The organism is Thermasporomyces composti (assembly GCF_003386795.1).
Classification (GTDB): Bacteria; Actinomycetota; Actinomycetes; order Propionibacteriales; family Actinopolymorphaceae; genus Thermasporomyces; species Thermasporomyces composti.
The window spans coordinates 2,854,681-2,869,524 of sequence record NZ_QTUC01000001.1 but is presented as its reverse complement, the minus strand read 5'-3'; the positions used below and the strand labels follow the sequence as shown (position 1 = coordinate 2,869,524).

14 protein-coding genes are annotated in these 14,844 nt (G+C 70.3%); 4 read left to right on the top strand and 10 right to left on the bottom strand.

Annotated elements, in window-relative coordinates; all coding sequences use genetic code 11:
• Window positions 1-99: 99 nt before the first annotated feature.
• The 4 genes from DFJ64_RS12445 to DFJ64_RS12430 all read right to left on the bottom strand — a co-directional run bounded on the left by DFJ64_RS12445 (window position 100) and on the right by DFJ64_RS12430 (window position 3,800).
• Complete coding sequence (locus DFJ64_RS12445) at window positions 100-1,104, bottom strand: lysophospholipid acyltransferase family protein (protein ID WP_115850603.1); 1,005 nt, start codon at window positions 1,102-1,104, stop codon at window positions 100-102.
• Window positions 1,097-2,143, bottom strand: coding sequence for an NAD-dependent epimerase/dehydratase family protein (locus DFJ64_RS12440; RefSeq protein WP_115850602.1), 1,047 nt, complete (start codon window positions 2,141-2,143; stop codon window positions 1,097-1,099). Before DFJ64_RS12440 ends, DFJ64_RS12445 begins: the two co-directional genes overlap by 8 nt.
• Window positions 2,144-2,173: 30 nt before the next feature.
• The gene (locus DFJ64_RS12435; protein ID WP_115850601.1) at window positions 2,174-2,275 is read right to left on the bottom strand and encodes a 30S ribosomal protein bS22; all 102 of its coding nucleotides are present in this window, start codon (window positions 2,273-2,275) and stop codon (window positions 2,174-2,176) included.
• Between the two features lie 289 nt (window positions 2,276-2,564).
• Entirely contained in the window at window positions 2,565-3,800 is a 1,236-nt protein-coding gene (locus DFJ64_RS12430; RefSeq protein ID WP_115852043.1) for an acetoin utilization protein AcuC, read from the bottom strand.
• Between the two features lie 85 nt (window positions 3,801-3,885).
• Between DFJ64_RS12430 and DFJ64_RS12425 the strand changes: the two genes are divergently transcribed.
• Window positions 3,886-4,437 (top strand): NUDIX hydrolase, encoded by a 552-nt coding sequence (locus tag DFJ64_RS12425; RefSeq protein WP_245941095.1) that lies wholly within the window; start codon window positions 3,886-3,888, stop codon window positions 4,435-4,437.
• On the opposite strand, the gene DFJ64_RS12420 is transcribed toward DFJ64_RS12425, so the two are convergent.
• Window positions 4,430-4,963 carry a GNAT family N-acetyltransferase gene (locus DFJ64_RS12420; protein WP_115850600.1) on the bottom strand — a complete coding sequence of 178 codons (534 nt, stop codon included), beginning with the start codon at window positions 4,961-4,963 and terminating at the stop codon, window positions 4,430-4,432. The two genes, DFJ64_RS12425 and DFJ64_RS12420, sit on opposite strands and share 8 nt — an antisense overlap.
• A gap of 174 nt (window positions 4,964-5,137) precedes the next feature.
• Here DFJ64_RS12420 and DFJ64_RS12415 point away from each other — a divergent pair, with 174 nt between their 5' ends.
• Window positions 5,138-5,656, top strand: a complete 519-nt coding sequence (locus DFJ64_RS12415) for a DUF421 domain-containing protein (RefSeq protein ID WP_115850599.1) — start codon at window positions 5,138-5,140, stop codon at window positions 5,654-5,656.
• 271 nt (window positions 5,657-5,927) lie between these two features.
• Window positions 5,928-6,908, top strand: coding sequence for a tryptophan--tRNA ligase (gene trpS, locus DFJ64_RS12410; protein WP_115850598.1), 981 nt, complete (start codon window positions 5,928-5,930; stop codon window positions 6,906-6,908).
• A 74-nt stretch (window positions 6,909-6,982) separates the two neighbouring features.
• Here trpS and proC read toward each other — a convergent pair whose 3' ends face one another.
• The 5 genes from proC to DFJ64_RS12385 form a co-directional block, all read right to left on the bottom strand.
• On the bottom strand, window positions 6,983-7,801 hold the full coding sequence (gene proC / locus DFJ64_RS12405; RefSeq protein WP_115850597.1) for a pyrroline-5-carboxylate reductase: 819 nt from the start codon (window positions 7,799-7,801) through the stop codon (window positions 6,983-6,985).
• 99 nt (window positions 7,802-7,900) lie between these two features.
• A complete protein-coding gene (locus DFJ64_RS12400) occupies window positions 7,901-8,833 on the bottom strand; it encodes a proline dehydrogenase family protein (RefSeq protein WP_245941094.1) in 933 nt (310 codons plus the stop codon).
• A 134-nt stretch (window positions 8,834-8,967) separates the two neighbouring features.
• Window positions 8,968-10,116 (bottom strand): hemolysin family protein, encoded by a 1,149-nt coding sequence (locus tag DFJ64_RS12395; protein ID WP_115850596.1) that lies wholly within the window; start codon window positions 10,114-10,116, stop codon window positions 8,968-8,970.
• On the bottom strand, window positions 10,109-11,434 hold the full coding sequence (locus tag DFJ64_RS12390) for a hemolysin family protein (RefSeq protein WP_115850595.1): 1,326 nt from the start codon (window positions 11,432-11,434) through the stop codon (window positions 10,109-10,111). The genes DFJ64_RS12395 and DFJ64_RS12390 overlap by 8 nt, the downstream gene beginning before the upstream one ends.
• Before the next feature lie 382 nt (window positions 11,435-11,816).
• Entirely contained in the window at window positions 11,817-13,298 is a 1,482-nt protein-coding gene (locus DFJ64_RS12385; RefSeq protein WP_342768130.1) for a helix-turn-helix transcriptional regulator, read from the bottom strand.
• Window positions 13,299-13,416: 118 nt separating this feature from the next.
• Here DFJ64_RS12385 and aceA point away from each other — a divergent pair, with 118 nt between their 5' ends.
• On the top strand, window positions 13,417-14,823 hold the full coding sequence (gene aceA / locus DFJ64_RS12380; RefSeq protein ID WP_211310597.1) for an isocitrate lyase: 1,407 nt from the start codon (window positions 13,417-13,419) through the stop codon (window positions 14,821-14,823).
• Window positions 14,824-14,844: the final 21 nt, after the last annotated feature.

The following is a 14,844-nucleotide window of genomic DNA, read 5'->3' as shown; positions in this document are numbered from 1 at the left end:
GAACCGGCGTCCTGACGATCGGTGGCCCGAAGGGCACAGGGGTTGGGACGTCGCCGCTCGGATCCGAGGGGACGCCGGGCCGACCGCCGCGGGGGCTCGCTAGAAGGCATCGGGACGGTCGAGCAGCAGCGCGTACAACGTGTGCTGGATCGTCTCCCGCACCTGGTCGGTGAGGTCGAAGACGAGCATCGGGTCCTCAGCCGCCTCGGGTTCGTACCCGTCGGTCGGCACGGGTTCGCTGAACTCGATGATCCACTTCGACGGCAACGGCACCAGCCCGAGCAGACCCAGCCAGGGGAACGTCGGGGTGACCGGCATGTAGGGCAGCCCGAAGAGCCTGGCCAAGGGCTCGATGTTGCCCAGCATCGGGTAGGCCTCCTCGGCACCGACGATCGAGCAGGGGATGATCGGCACCCCGCTCCGCAGCGCCGCCGCCACGAAGCCACCTCGCCCGAAGCGCTGGAGCTTGTAGCGCTCCGAGAACGGCTTGCCGAGCCCTTTGTAACCCTCCGGGAAGACGGCGACGAGCTCACCGCTCCGCAGGAGGCGTTCGGCGTCTTGGGCGCACGCCAGCGTCGTGCCGCCCTTGCGCGCGAGCTCCGACACGAACGGCAGGCGGAAGACGAGGTCGGCACCGAGCAGCCGGATGTGGCGATGGGCCGGGTGGTTGTCGTGGACCGCCACGTGGATCATCAGACCGTCGAGCGGCAGCGTCCCGGAGTGGTTGGCGACGATGAGCGCGCCGCCCACCGCCGGGATGTTCTCGATGCCACGAGCCTCCGCCCGGAACCAGGTCTGGTAGAGCGGTCGAAGGACGCTCAACAGGACGTTCTCGGTCAGGTCCGGGTCGAAGCCGAAGTCGTCGACCTCGTAGTCGCCGGTGAGACGACGCCGCAGGAACGCCAGGCCGGAGGCCACCTTCGACTGCCAGCCCTCACCGAGCGTCCGAGCCGCGACGCCCCGCGCGGCCATGCCAAGCGCCCCGAGAAGCAGGTCCGTGGCGGAGAAGGACACCCGCTCGTGCGCCCCCCGGAACTGCCCGTTCTCCTCACGCCCACGACTGGCCCGGATCGGGATTACCTTCGCCTCGGACGAGTCAGCCATGGCGTTGTCGTACCCCGTTCAGATCCTCCCGCACACCGAGGAACTCGGCCACGCGCTGCTCGGCGGACCTGACCCGCTCAGCGTTCAGTACGCCGGGCTCGTGCGCCGCCGCGAACGTCTCGAACGCCTCAGGCGTGGTGTAACTCGGTTTGAACCCCAGCTCTTCCCGCATCCGGGTCGTGTCGACCCCGCGGCCGTAGGTGAGGAAGTCCAGTTGCTCCGGGGTGAAGTCGGCGAGTCGGAACGCTCGGAACGCCTGACCGAGCGTCGCCGCCGCGAAGGCCGGTACCGGAAGGGAGGGCCGGCCCATGCGTCGGATCGCCTGCGACAGCATGAGGACACCCGAGCCGGCGACGTTGAACGTGCCCGGCCGGTCGGAGACGACGGCGAGCCGCAACGCCTCCAGAAGGTCGTCCTCGTGGGTGAACTGCAGTCGCGCGTCGAATCCGAGCACGGTAGGGATGACGGGCAGCGTGAAGTACCGCGTGATGGGGGTGCGCACGCGCGGGCCGATCACGTTGGCGAAGCGCAGCGTCGTGACGATCACGTCAGGACGCCGCCGAGCGAAGCCTCGCACGTACCCCTCGACCTCGACGGCGTCCTTGGCGAAGCCGGAGCGCGCCCCGCGCGGCTCCATGTCCTCGGTGAACATCGCGGGGTCGTCTGGCGAGGCGCCGTAGACCGCGGTCGAGGACTTGACGACGACCTTGCGCACGGACGGCAGCCGCTGGCAGGCGGCCAGCAACTGCATCGTCCCGATCACGTTGATCTCCTTCATCGTGGCCCGGCCGCCGGCGTGCTGAGGCGCCGCGATCACGTTGAGGTGGGCCACGGTGTCGACCTCTTCGCGAGCGAGCACCCGGGAGACCACGGGGCTGCGCAGGTCGACGCGGACGAACTCCGCTCCGCCTAGGTCGTCGCGAGGGGGGACGACGTCCGCTCCGAGGACACGGTCCACCGCGGGGTCGGCGGCGAGCAGGCGCGTGAACCTGCTCCCGATGTCCCGGGAGACACCGGTGACCAGGACAACGCGCGCCATCTGCCGCTCACCCCGTGGAGTCGAGCACCGCTACTTCCCCAGGCGCCTGCGCTGGATGCGCGTCTTCTTGAGGAGCTTGCGGTGCTTCTTCTTCGACATGCGCTTACGACGCTTCTTGATGACAGAACCCACGTAACGCCCTTTCGGAACAACTTGGTACCCCACCGGACGCGGATCGGAACTCGCTCATGTCGGATGAACGCTTCGCGTTGGTGAGGAGCACGACGTACTGGCGCGGTCAAGCGTACAGGCCAAGCGCCTCGAGGTCGGCGCCCCGGCCCGCCGCCGGCCGGGCGTCACGCTGGGCCGGCGCGCCGGACCGGGACCCTCGGCTCCCCCCTAGGACCGGTCCCTCGACCGGGTGTCGCACGCCGAGGCGGCACCGAGAGCATCCGTCCGGTGCCGCCCGTCCGGACAGGGGTCAGTCCGGATCCAGGCCGTGGGCCGGGAAGACCGCGCGGCGCGTGGCGCGAATCGCGCGGTCGACGGGATCAGCCGGGTCGTAGCCGGCGGACCACTCGGCGTACGAGGCGTGGGCGCCGTCGGTCATGGCCTCGGGCGCGGAGCGTCCGCACTCGTCCGCCACGAACTGACGCCACGCGAGCGGTGTCGTCGTCTCGGGCCTGATCGCCTGCCCGCCGACGATCGCGAGCAGGTGGCTCCAGATGCGTGGCACCACGTCCACGAGGGCGTACCCGCCACCTCCGGTGACGACCCACCGGCCCTCGGCGACGCGATGGCTGAGCTCGTGCACCGCGGCCGCGGCAGCCCGCTGGGCGTCAATGGAGAGGTTGAGGTGGGCCAGCGGGTCCAGCCGGTGGCTGTCGCAGCCGTGCTGGCTCACGATGACGGCGGGCTGGAAGGCTTCGACCAGAGCCGGCACCATCGCGTGGAACGCCCGCAGCCACCCCTCGTCGCCGGTTCCTCGAGGCAAGGCGATGTTGACGGCGGTCCCCTCCGCGCCCGGGCCCCCGGTCTCGCTCGGGAAGCCCGTGCGGTAGGGGAAGAGGGTGCGCGGCGACTCGTGCAGGCTGATCGTGAGCACCCTGGGGTCGTCGTAGAAGATCTCCTGGACGCCGTCGCCGTGGTGGACGTCGAGGTCGATGTAGGCGACGCGCGGGCACCCGGCGTCGAGGAGCCACCGGATCGCCGCCGCCGGGTCGTTGTAGACGCAGAAGCCGCTGGCCATGGCCGGCATCGCGTGGTGCAGCCCGCCAGCGATGTTGGCCGCGTGGAGACTCGTCCCTTCCCAGACCGAGCGAGCGGCTTCGATGCTCGCACCGACGACGCGCGCCGCGGCCTCGTGCATCCCGGCGAAGGTCGGGTTGTCCGGCGTTCCCAGCCCGAACGTCACGTCGATGAGGCGTGGGTCGGCGCTCGCGCGCTGGACCGCCTCGATGTAGGCGTGGTCGTGGATCGTGGCCAGGACGTCATCGGAGGCCCGGGGAGCCGGGACCATCGTCAGCCCTTCGAGACCGCAGCCGTCCAGCGCCACGACGTGCTCGTCGGACCGCTCGCGCTCGCCGTCCCGGATGAGCCCCAGCTCCCTGGTCAGGGCGACCGTGAGCCGCACCCGGATCGGCGCGAGCGGGTGCCCAGGGCCGAAGTCGTACGCCGTCAGTCCCTCGTCATACACGAGGCGTCCGAGTTCCGTCACAGGCTCCACCTTGCCCTACGTCGGTCTGGTGGGCGACATGGACGCGCCTGACCACACCGGAGCCGGGCCGGTAGAGTCCGCGAGCGTGACGACCAGCCCGAGTCTGGCCGAACGCTTCCCTACCCTGTTCACTCCGACCCGGTGGGAGTGGGCCGGGTTCGACGCGACGTTCTCCGTCGACCGGCCACCGGAGTCCCTCGTGCAGAGCGTCCACGTCGTCGGCTTCGTCGGATCGTCCATCGTGGTGTGCCGGCACAGGGGGAACGAGTGGTTCCTGCCCGGCGGAACCCGAGAGCCGGGCGAGAGCATCGAGCAGACCGCTGACCGGGAGCTCTTGGAGGAGGCGGGCGCTCGGCGGCTCGGGCCGCTGCGGTGGCTTGGCGCGCACCGCGGCGTCAGCGACCACCCCGCGCCGTATCGACCTCACCTGCCCCACCCGGAGAAGGCGTGGCTGTGGTGTGTGGCCGACGTCGAGCTCGTGGCGACGCCCACGAACCCACCCGACGGCGAGCAGGTCAAAGAAGTGCGGGTCACCAGCCTGTCCGAGGCCCAGGCACTGCTCCGAGAGAACGAGGAGTGGTATCCGGACCTGCTCTTCCTCGCCGCGGAGACGCGGCGCGCGCAGGCGCTCAGCTGAGCGGTCGCACCATGCCGATCTCGTCGAGGGTGGGATCGGAGGGCAGCGGTTGCCGCTCGTCGGTGGGCACGAAGCCGAGCCGTTCGTAGAACCGCCGCGCCCGTTCGTTCGTCGCCGTCACCCACAGGTGCACCCGCGCCGCTCCCCTGGCCACGGCCCAGTCGAGGACGGCGCGCACCAACGCGTCCGCCACACCGCTGCCGCGGGCCTCGGGCCGTACCCACATCGACACCAGCTCCGCGGTGTCCGGAGTCGACTCCTCGAAGAACCCGCCACTGATCCCCACCGCCGTCGCGGGATCGTCGTCACGGTAGGCCAGGAAGGTCGCCCCACCGGCGCTGAGCCGGCGACGCCAGTCAGCTTCCGTGAACGCGCTCTCCCGGGCGTAGGTCGAGCCGAAGGCCCACGGCGACTCCCGTAGTGCCTCCAGTCGAACCGCGCGCAGCTCCCGCCAGTCGTCTGGCCCCAGGAGTCGAGTACGCACGGCCGCCGTGCGATCCCCGGTCTCCACTCCGCGACCGCCCATGCCGCTCCTTTCGTCCTCGGCGTCCCGTCCTCGGCGTCGTGTCCTGTCGCGCATTCGACGAAGCGCGACGAAGCCGGCGGGCGCGCTCCCGTGGGCCGAGCCGAGCCACCGGTGCCGATCGTCGGCCCATCGTAAGGAGCGGCGACCGGCTCGGCGTCGGGTAGTGGAGGCGACGTGGACTGGAACCTCATCTTCGCCCCTCACCTTCCGCTCCTGGAGGGGGTCGTGCGCGGCACGGTGACCTACCTCGCGCTGCTCGCGCTCCTTCGTGTCGTGGGGCGACGTGAGACAGGCGGTCTGGGACTCACCGACGTCCTCGTGGTCGTGCTGGTCGCCGACGCGGCCTCAGCCGGCCTGTACGGCGAAACCACGTCGCTGGCGGACGGCATGGTGGTGGTCGTCACGATCCTGTTCTGGAGCGTCGTCGTCGATGCCGTCGCCTACCGCTTCCCGAAGCTGGCGACCCTGCTCAAGGCCACGCCGAAGACGCTGATCGAGAACGGCAAGCTCAACCGCGCCGTCATGCGGCGGGAGCTCATGACCACCGAGGAGGTCTCCTCCCAGCTGCGGCTGCACGGCATCGACGACATCGCCATGGTCGAACGCGCGTGCATCGAACCCAACGGGATGATCAGCGTGATCCGGCGCGACCAGAGGGACACCTCAGCGGTCGAGTCGCCCGAGCCCTTGTGACGACGACGGTCCCGGGCCCGATGTCTTCGTGCTGTGAGCGCGCTGCCGAGTCAGCGGTGCGCGTCTCCGCCAGGCTGGGTCGCGCGTGCGGTCGCGGCTGATCGGTTATCGTGCCGACGTGCGCACGATTCGCTCCCGTGGCTGGTGGCCGCCCGAGGGCGGCCTTGTGGCGTGCGCGCGATCAACCTGACCCGACCGAGGCCGCCCGCGAGGGCGGCCGACGGACCTGGGCGTCCCCGCGGCGGCGACTTCCGACCCGACGAGGAGTCCCATGCCGCGCACGATCGTCTCCGGCGTCAAGCCCACCGGCTCCCTGACCCTCGGCAACTACCTCGGTGCCCTCCGACGGTTCGTCGACCTCCAGCACGACGCTCGCTGTGTCTTCCCCGTGGTTGACCTGCACGGGCTGACTGTTCCCCATGACCCGGAGCGGCTCCGCCGGCTCACCGTGGAGACAGCGACGCTCTACCTCGCCGCGGGCCTGGACGCAGCCTCCTGCGTGATCTTCCGGCAGAGCGACCTGTCGCTGCACACGGAGCTGGCGTACCTGCTGGAGTGCACGGCCTACGTCGGCGAGCTGGATCGCATGATCCAGTTCAAGGAGAAGGGGCGCGGCCGGCCCAAGACCCGGGTTTCCCTCTACACCTACCCGGTCCTCATGGCGGCCGACATCCTCGCCTATCGCGCCACCCACGTGCCGGTCGGCGACGACCAGCGCCAGCACCTCGAGCTCACCCGCGACCTGGCACTGCGGTTCAACCGGGCCTACGGCGAGGTCTTCGTGGTCCCCGAGATGATTCCCGCCGTCATCGGCGCTCGGATCAAGGACCTGCGGAACCCCTTGGCCAAGATGAGCAAGGACGCTCCGGACGACGCCGCCGGCTGCGTCCGCCTCCTCGACTCCCCGGACGTGATCCGCCACAAGGTGATGCGCGCGGTCACCGACTCCCGTCACGAGGTCCGGTACGACCCGGAGAACCAGCCGGGCGTCGCCAACCTCCTGGACATCCTGGCCGCGTGTGTCGGCGAGTCCGATCCCGCCGCGCTCGCCACCCGGTACAGCTCCTACGGAGCGCTCAAACGGGACGTGGCCGACGCCGTGATCAGCCTGCTCGCCCCACTGCGCGCCCGGTACGCCGATCTCGCCGCCGCCCCGGAGTATGTCGACGCGGTCCTGCGGGATGGGGCGGAGCGGGCGCGAGCCCTCGCCGAGCCGACCGTGGCCGCCGCCAAGCGCGCCATCGGGTTGTGACCGCGCCGCAGTCGCGTCGGTGCCCGCCGGTGGGGCTCGACGCGCGGGTCAGCGCGAGTCCCGAGGGGCTCCGGTCAGTCGACTTGGGCGGCGATCTCGCGCGCCCGGTCGCGTGCCGCCTCGATCGCGTCGAGCACCGCGGCACGCACCCGGTGGCGCTCCAGCTCGCGGATCGCGCTGATCGTGGTGCCACCCGGGGACGTCACCGCCTCCCGCAGCGTCACCGGGTGCTCGCCGGACTCCCGCAGCATGACCGCCGCGCCCAACGCGGCCTGGACGATCAGCTCGTGCGCGACCTGGCGGGGCAGCCCCAGCAGGATGCCGGCGTCGGTCATCGCCTCGACCAGGTAGTAGAAGTACGCCGGACCCGAGCCGGACAACGCCGTGACCGCGTCCTGCTGCGACTCGGGCACCCGCACCGTCTTGCCCAGCGGGCGCAGCATCTCCTCGGTCAGCGCGAGGTGCTCGGCGCGCGCGTGCGAACCCGCGGAGATCGCGCTCATCGCCTGGTCGACCAGCGCCGGGGTGTTCGACATGACCCGGACGACCGGCGTCCCCTCGGGAAGCCGCTTCTCGAAGAACGACGTCGGCAGGCCAGCGCAGATGGAGACGACGAGCTTGCCCTGAGGAACCCGCGGGCCCAGGTCGGCGAGCAAGGTCGACGCGTCCTGCGGCTTGACGGCGATGACGATGACGTGCGCTTCGCGCACCGCCTCCTCGTTCGGGAGGACCCGGATGCCGTAGCGCGTCTGGAGGTACTCACCGCGCTCCGCCCGACGGACCGTGGCGATGAGACCCGACGCGGGCCAGCCAGCGCGCAGCAACCCCGACAGGAGGGTCTCCCCCATCTTGCCGGCGCCGATGACGGCGATCGTGTGCTGCTCAGGACTCATCCGCTCTCGCTCCTCCTCACGCTGGGCCTCCTCACGCTGGGCCTCCTCACGCTGGGCTTTCTCGTGCTGGCCCTCCTCGTGCCAGACCTCCTCCGCCGGTCAGCTCCGGGTGACCAGCGAGCGCAGGAAGAAGCCCACGTACGCCGGACGCTCCGCGAGCCGGCGCATCAGGTACGCGTACCACTGGTCGCCGTACGGCAGATACACCCGGACCGTGTCCCCGAGGGAGACCAGTCGGCGCTGCTCCTCCGGCCGCACACCGTAGAGCATCTGGAACTCGTAGCTGCCTGGTGACCGGTCGTAGCGCATCGCCAGCGCGGAGGCGATCTCGATGAGCCGCGGGTCGTGGGTGGCGACCATCGGATAGCCCTGGCCAGCCATGAGGATCTTCAGGCAACGCACGTACGACAGGTCGATCTCGGACCGACGCCGGAACGCGACCGACTCCGGCGCGGCGTAGGCGCCCTTGCACAGCCGGACCCGAGACCCCTGGTAGGCCAGGTCCCGGCAGTCGCCCTCGGTTCGCCGCAGGTACGCCTGCAGGACCGCACCGGTCTCCGGGAAGTCGCGGCGCAGCTCCTGGACCACCGACAGCGTCGAGTCGACCGTGGTGTAGTCCTCCATGTCGATGGAGATCGCGGTGCCGGCGTTGCGCGCCGCGAGCGCGATCGTGCGTGTGTTCTCGAGCGCGAGCTTCTCGCCGTCGGGCCGAAGGTCCCGCCCTAGAGCGGACAGCTTGAGCGACACCTCGCACGACCGGGCCACTCCCGCCCGAGACAGCCGGTCGAGGAGATCGAGGTAAGCCCTCGTCGCCGACTCGGCACCCTCCCGGTCCTCGGTGTGCTCACCGAGGTGGTCGATCGTGACCTGGATCCCCTCGTCGAGGAGCTGTCGGGCCACCTCGATCGCTTCGTCGGCCGTCTCGCCCGCGACGAACCGAGAGACGATCGTCGATGACACCGGCATCGTGGAGGCGAGCTTCTGCACCCCTCGGCCACGGGCGGCGGCTAGCAGCGCTCTGCGTAGCACCACAGGAGTCTCCTCTCGTGCCCGAGTGTGATGACCCATCGCCGCTCCCGCCCCGCCCGGTCGGCGAGCCCAGGGTACGCCGTGGGCGCGTCCCGGCCGGACGGGCCCGCCGATCACCGCCCCGACACCCCGGCCGGTCACCGCCGCGTGGGAAGACCCGCAGGCTCACCTGGCTCCGGCCGCTCCTCCGTCGGCGCGGGCGGGACTGTTCCGCCGGACGGTGCCGCCGCGGACGGGGCCGGCTCCTCCGCGCTGGCATCGGTGACGTGTCGGGCCGGCACGAGTCGCAACAGGACGTCGTCGAGCGTCAGCACGCCGATCGTCCCGCCGTCCGCGTCGTCGATACGGGCCAGGTGGCTCGCCCCACTGCGCAGCGCGGCGAGAACGTCGACGAGCGGTGTCGTGGCGGTGATCACCGGCAGTGGCCGCACCTTTGTCGGCGCGATCGGCTCGGACGGCCGCTCCACGGTGTCGGTGAGGACGTCCTTGAGGTGGACGTAGCCAGTGAGCTGGCCGCGCTCGTCCAGGCGGGGGTACCGCGAGTGGCCCGTCCGCGCCGCGAGCTCCTCGATCTCGGCAGCCGTGGCGTTCGGTCCCACCAAGACCACCGACTCGAGCGGGATCGCCACGTCCGAGGCGGTGAAGGTGGCGAAGCCCAACGCCTGTTCGGCGAGCCGGTGCTCGTCGGGGTCGAGCAACCCTTCGCGGCGGGACTCCTCGAGCAGGTGGGCGACCTCCTCGTGGGTCACCGCGTCCGCGACCTCGTCCTTCGGTTCGACCCGAACCAGCCGCAGGAACGTGTTGGCCACCCCGGTGACACCGGTGACAGCTGGGCGAGTGGCGCGGACCAGCGCGCCCAGCACCGGCCCGAGCACGAGAGCCGACTGGAGCGGTGCGGCCAGCGCGATGTTCTTGGGGACCATCTCCCCGATGACGACGTGGAGGGCCACCACGAGCAACAGGGAGATCGCCACCGCCACCGGGTGCGCCAGGCCCTCGGGCAGGCCCACCGCCTCCAACCCGCGGGCCACCACGCCGGCGACCGCCGGCTCGGCGACCGCACCCAGGCCGACCGTGCACAGCGTGATGCCGGCTTGCGCCCCGGTCATCATGAGGTTCACCCGGCGGATCGCCCACAAGGTGGCCCGCGCTCGCCGCGATCCCCTGGCCACCAGCGGCTCGATCTGGCTCCGGCGGACCGAGACGAGAGCGAACTCCGCGCCCACGAAGAAGGCGTTGCCGGCCAGCAGGAGGATGGCGACGACCAACGCCACGCCCTCACTCATCGCCGGCTCCTTCCCCGTCGTCGACCGCGACCCGCTCGATCCGAACCAGGTCGACGCGGCGGCCGTCCAAGCGTTCGACGGTGACGCGCAGGCCATCGACTTCCGCCGAGTCGCCGACCCTCGGCACCTGGCCGAGGACGTGCATGACGAAACCCGCGACCGTCTCGTAGCGAGCGTGCGCCTCAGGCAGCCGCAGCCCTGTCTTCGCGTGAACCTCGTCCGGACGCAGGAGCCCGGAGACGATCCACCCGTCACCGTCGCGCCGGAACGTCACCTGGGGCGCGTCGTGCTCGTCGGCGACCTCACCGACGATCTCCTCCACGACGTCCTCGAACGTCGCGATCCCTGCCGTGCCGCCGTACTCGTCCACGACCACGCACAGCTCGGTGCCGTGGTCGCGTAACGCCCACAGGACCTCGTCGAGCGGGGTCGTGTGCGGCAGGAAGAGCGCGGGCCGGGCCAGTCGTCCGACCGGTGTCGAGCTCCGCTCGGCGACCGGTACCGCGACCGCGTCGGTCAGCTCGACCACACCCACCACGTCGTCGAGGTCGGCGCCGGCCACGGGGAACCGCGAGACGCCGTGCTCGCGCGCGAGGTCGACGACCCGTTGCACAGGGTCGGCGGCGTGCACCCACACCACGCGGGTGCGCGGGGTGAGGACGTCACGGGCGCGCTTGTCGTCGAAGCGGAGCACGCGCTCCACGAGGGTCGCGGTGGTGGGTGGGAGCACGCCCGACTCGGCGGAGTTGCGCAGCACCGAGACGAGCTCCTCGGGCGTGCGCGCGGACGCCAGCTCCTCCTGAGGTTCGACGCCCAGCGACCGGACGATGTGGTTCGCGACCGTGTTGAGCCCGACCGTGAGAGGTCGGGTCGCGGCGGTGAACGCGCGCTGCGGAAGCTGGACGACCCGCGCCACCGCGAAGGGGTGGGCGAGCGCGAGGTTCTTCGGAACCAGCTCGCCGAACAGCATCGTGACCACGGTCACGCCGACGACCGCCAGGGTCAGCGACACCCCGGTCACCATGCTGTCCGGGACACCGAGGCGCACCAGCGGTCCGTCGACCAGGCGAGCCACCGCCGGCTCGGCGAGCCAGCCGATGGCGAGGTTCGTGAGGGTGATCCCGATCTGGGCGCTGGACAGGTGGGTGGAGAGTGACTTCAGCGTCGTGTGAACACCCCGGGCGCCCGGCAGGCCCTGGGCGGCCGCTCGTTCCACGCCCGGGCGGCTCACGGTGACCAGGGCGAACTCGGCCGCGACAAAAACTCCGCAGGCGACCACGAGCAGGGCTGACAGCCCGACGAGCAACACGCTGGTCACCGTCGGCCCCCCGTCTGTCCGGGCCGAGGATCAGCCGCTCGTGACGGGCGTTGTGATCCCGGTGTCCGTGACCCCGATCGTCGGGGGGTCGGTCTTCGGGGAGTGCGTTCTGAACCTTCCATTCTCACCTTGTCAAAGGCCCGGCTCACCGCGGCGGGCGTCACGCGGTGAGCGTCGCCAGAGGCGTCAGCGCGAGACGACCCGCACCGGCCTCCTGGCACCGGGCCAGTGCCGCTTGCACGTCATCGTATGCCCGCGACATACAGACGAAAAGGTACGGGGTCGAAGTTCCGGCCGATGCGCTAGTCCCTGACGACGGGAACGGCCGACACGGCACCGCCAGGGTGTCGTGTGGCCGGTTCGCGGTGTTTCGCGAGACCTGTCAGCTCTCCGCCGACGGTGGCGCGTGTCGCTCGAGGAAGCCGTAGACGTCCGTCTCGTCCACCCCCGGGAACGCTCCCGGCGGCAGGACTGCGAGCACGTGCGAATGAGCTCGTGCCGACGGCCAGCTCCAGCCCTGCCACCGCGACGCGAGCTCGGCCGGTGGCCGCTGACAACACGAACCGGACGGGCACTCCGACACCGCGCGATTGCGGGTCTCGCGGCCTCGGAACCACCGAGAGTCCTCGTAGCGAACACCGATGGTCACCGCGAAGTGTCGCTCCCGGGTCGGGTCGACGTGCGCGACACACCAGTGCGTGCCGTCTGGGGTGTCGGTGTACTGGTAGTACGACGGAAACCGCTCGGGTGCGGTGAAGACCTGCCGTCCCGCCCACCGACGACACATGCGTTGACCTTCGATCGCGCCACTGGCGTCGGCCGGGAAGATCAACCCGTCGTTCTCGTACGCCTTGTAGATGATCCCGGCCTCGTCGTTGCGGACGAAGTGGCAACGCAGGTCCAAGTGGCGGGTCGCGAGGTTGGTGAACCGGTGCGCCGCCATCTCGTACGACACCGAGAAGGCGTCCCGCAGATCCTCGATGGCGAGGTCGCGGTCGGCCTTGGCTCGCTTGAGGAACGGCACCGCGGCCCGTTCGGGCACGAGTACGGCGGCGGCGAAGTAGTTCGCCTCCACGCGCTGCCGCAGGAAGTCGGCGTAGTCCCGGGGCGATCGGTGATCGAGGATGACGTGGCCGAGAGCTTGGAGGACGACAGCTTTCGGCGTGTGCATCCCCAGCTGCTCGCTGCGCAGGTAGATACGGCGGTGGCGCAGGTCGGTGACGGACCGCACCGATCCCGGCAAGTCCTCGGCGTAGTGGATGGAGAAGCCATGGTGGGCCACGATCGCTCCCACGTGGGCGTCCGAGAGCGGACCACCTCGGTAGTCGACCGCGGTGAGACTTTGAATCGCGAGCCGTTCGATCTCGCCGAAGTAGTTGCCACGCTCCCTCATCTTTCGGCGCAATTCCGCGTTGGCGGCGCGTGCGTCCTCTGGTGTCGCCGTCGGTCTGCTGTCCCGGCGCTTGAGCTCGTCGTACAACGCGACCAGGTGCTCCAACACCTCGCTGGGAACCCGGGGTCCGACCCGCAGGTGCGGCAGACCCAACGCCTGGTAGCGAGGATCTCGCTGAGCCTCCTCGAGCGCGATCTCCAAAGCGGCACGCCGCGTCGGGGGCGTGGGTGACAACAGCTCATTGACAGAAACGTCCAACGCAGCCGCGATCTTGCTGACGAGGGAGAGCTTCGGCTCACGTCGGCCGTTCTCCAGCAGGGACAGTTGGGACGGCGCTCGACCGACCCGTCGACCAAGCTCGGCAAGCGTCATACGCCGGCTTCGCCGCAGATGCCGCACTCGCTGGCCCAGAGTGACAAGATGCAGATCCTGCGGAATCGTCCGGCGTTCTTCCCCCCGAACGTCTGACACAACTTGATGCTAGGAGAACATTCGCGGAAGTTTCTAGGGCCGAACGCCGCGTCTTGCCCCGTTCCCTCCAAGACTCAGGTGTAACAGGGAGAGGTCATCGACAAAGGGGGCAGCAGCGATGACGCCGAGCGAGCCGACATCGACCACGCCGGGGTCGGGCAACGGGGGAACCGCCACGCGCAAGGTCCGGGCTTCGCGCCCGCGAGAGGCCGCACGGACGTCCAGCCGCGCGGACATCGAGGCGGCCGCACGCCGCGCCGCCGAGGAGTTGCGACGCGAGTGGGAGACCAACCCACGGTGGCGAGGGATCGAGCGGACGTACACCGCCGAGGACGTCATCCGGTTACGCGGTTCGATCCAGGAGGAGTACACGCTGGCTCGGCTTGGCGCAGAGCGGCTCTGGCACCTGCTGCAGACCGAGGACTACGTCGCCGCGCTGGGCGCGCTCACCGGCAATCAGGCGGTCCAGCAGGTTCGGGCGGGGTTGAAGGCCATCTACCTGTCCGGGTGGCAAGTCGCGGCTGACGCGAACCTGGCCGGCCAGACCTACCCCGACCAGAGCCTGTACCCGGCGAACTCCGTCCCCAACGTGGTGCGCCGCATCAACAACGCCTTGCTGCGGGCGGACCAGATCAGCTGGGCCGAAGGCGAGCACGACGCGCCGTACTGGTTGGCGCCCATCGTGGCCGACGCGGAGGCCGGATTCGGCGGCGTCCTCAACGCCTTCGAGCTGATGAGGGCGATGATCGCCGCGGGCGCCGCCGGCGTGCACTGGGAGGACCAGCTGGCGTCGGAGAAGAAGTGCGGCCACCTGGGTGGGAAGGTGCTCATTCCCACCGGGCAGCACATCCGCACGCTCAACGCGGCTCGGCTGGCCGCCGACGTGTGCGGAGTTCCCACGATCATCATCGCCCGCACCGACGCGCAGGCCGCCACGCTCATCACCAGCGACGTCGACGAACGAGACCGTCCGTTCATCACCGGAGAGCGCACGCCTGAAGGCTTCTACCGGGTACGCAACGGTCTCCCCGCAGCCATCGCACGTGGCCTGGCCTACGCGCCGTACGCCGAGCTGCTGTGGATGGAGACCTCCACTCCCGACCTCGACGTGGCTCGGCAGTTCGCCGAAGCGATCAAGGCGGAGTACCCAGACCAGATGCTGGCGTACAACTGCTCCCCGTCGTTCAACTGGAAGCGCCACCTCGACGACGACACGATCGCCAAGTTCCAGCGCGAGCTCGGGTACATGGGATACACGTTCCAATTCATCACGCTCGCTGGGTTCCACGCCCTCAACGCGTCGATGTTCGAGTTGGCGAGGGGCTACGCCAGTGAGGGAATGCCCGCCTACGTCGCGCTGCAGGAGCGGGAGTTCGCCGCCGAGCGGTTCGGCTACACCGCGACGAGGCACCAGCGTGAGGTCGGCACGGGCTACTTCGACCTGGTCAGCACCGCGATCTCACCGGACTCCTCGACGACGGCGCTGCGCGGATCCACCGAGGAGGAGCAGTTCCAGACACGGTGACGGCGCACGCGGTCCGACTCG

What these genes read in the sequence shown, in the direction of transcription:
- DFJ64_RS12445 (WP_115850603.1), bottom strand. Translation starts at nt 1,104, where the DNA reads ATGGCTGACTCGTCCGAGGCGAAGGTAATCCCGATCCGGGCCAGTCGT.
- DFJ64_RS12440 (WP_115850602.1), bottom strand. Translation starts at nt 2,143, where the DNA reads ATGGCGCGCGTTGTCCTGGTCACCGGTGTCTCCCGGGACATCGGGAGC.
- DFJ64_RS12420 (WP_115850600.1), bottom strand. Translation starts at nt 4,963, where the DNA reads ATGGGCGGTCGCGGAGTGGAGACCGGGGATCGCACGGCGGCCGTGCGT.
- trpS (WP_115850598.1), top strand. Translation starts at nt 5,928, where the DNA reads ATGCCGCGCACGATCGTCTCCGGCGTCAAGCCCACCGGCTCCCTGACC.
- proC (WP_115850597.1), bottom strand. Translation starts at nt 7,801, where the DNA reads ATGAGTCCTGAGCAGCACACGATCGCCGTCATCGGCGCCGGCAAGATG.
- DFJ64_RS12395 (WP_115850596.1), bottom strand. Translation starts at nt 10,116, where the DNA reads ATGAGTGAGGGCGTGGCGTTGGTCGTCGCCATCCTCCTGCTGGCCGGC.
- aceA (WP_211310597.1), top strand. Translation starts at nt 13,417, where the DNA reads ATGACGCCGAGCGAGCCGACATCGACCACGCCGGGGTCGGGCAACGGG.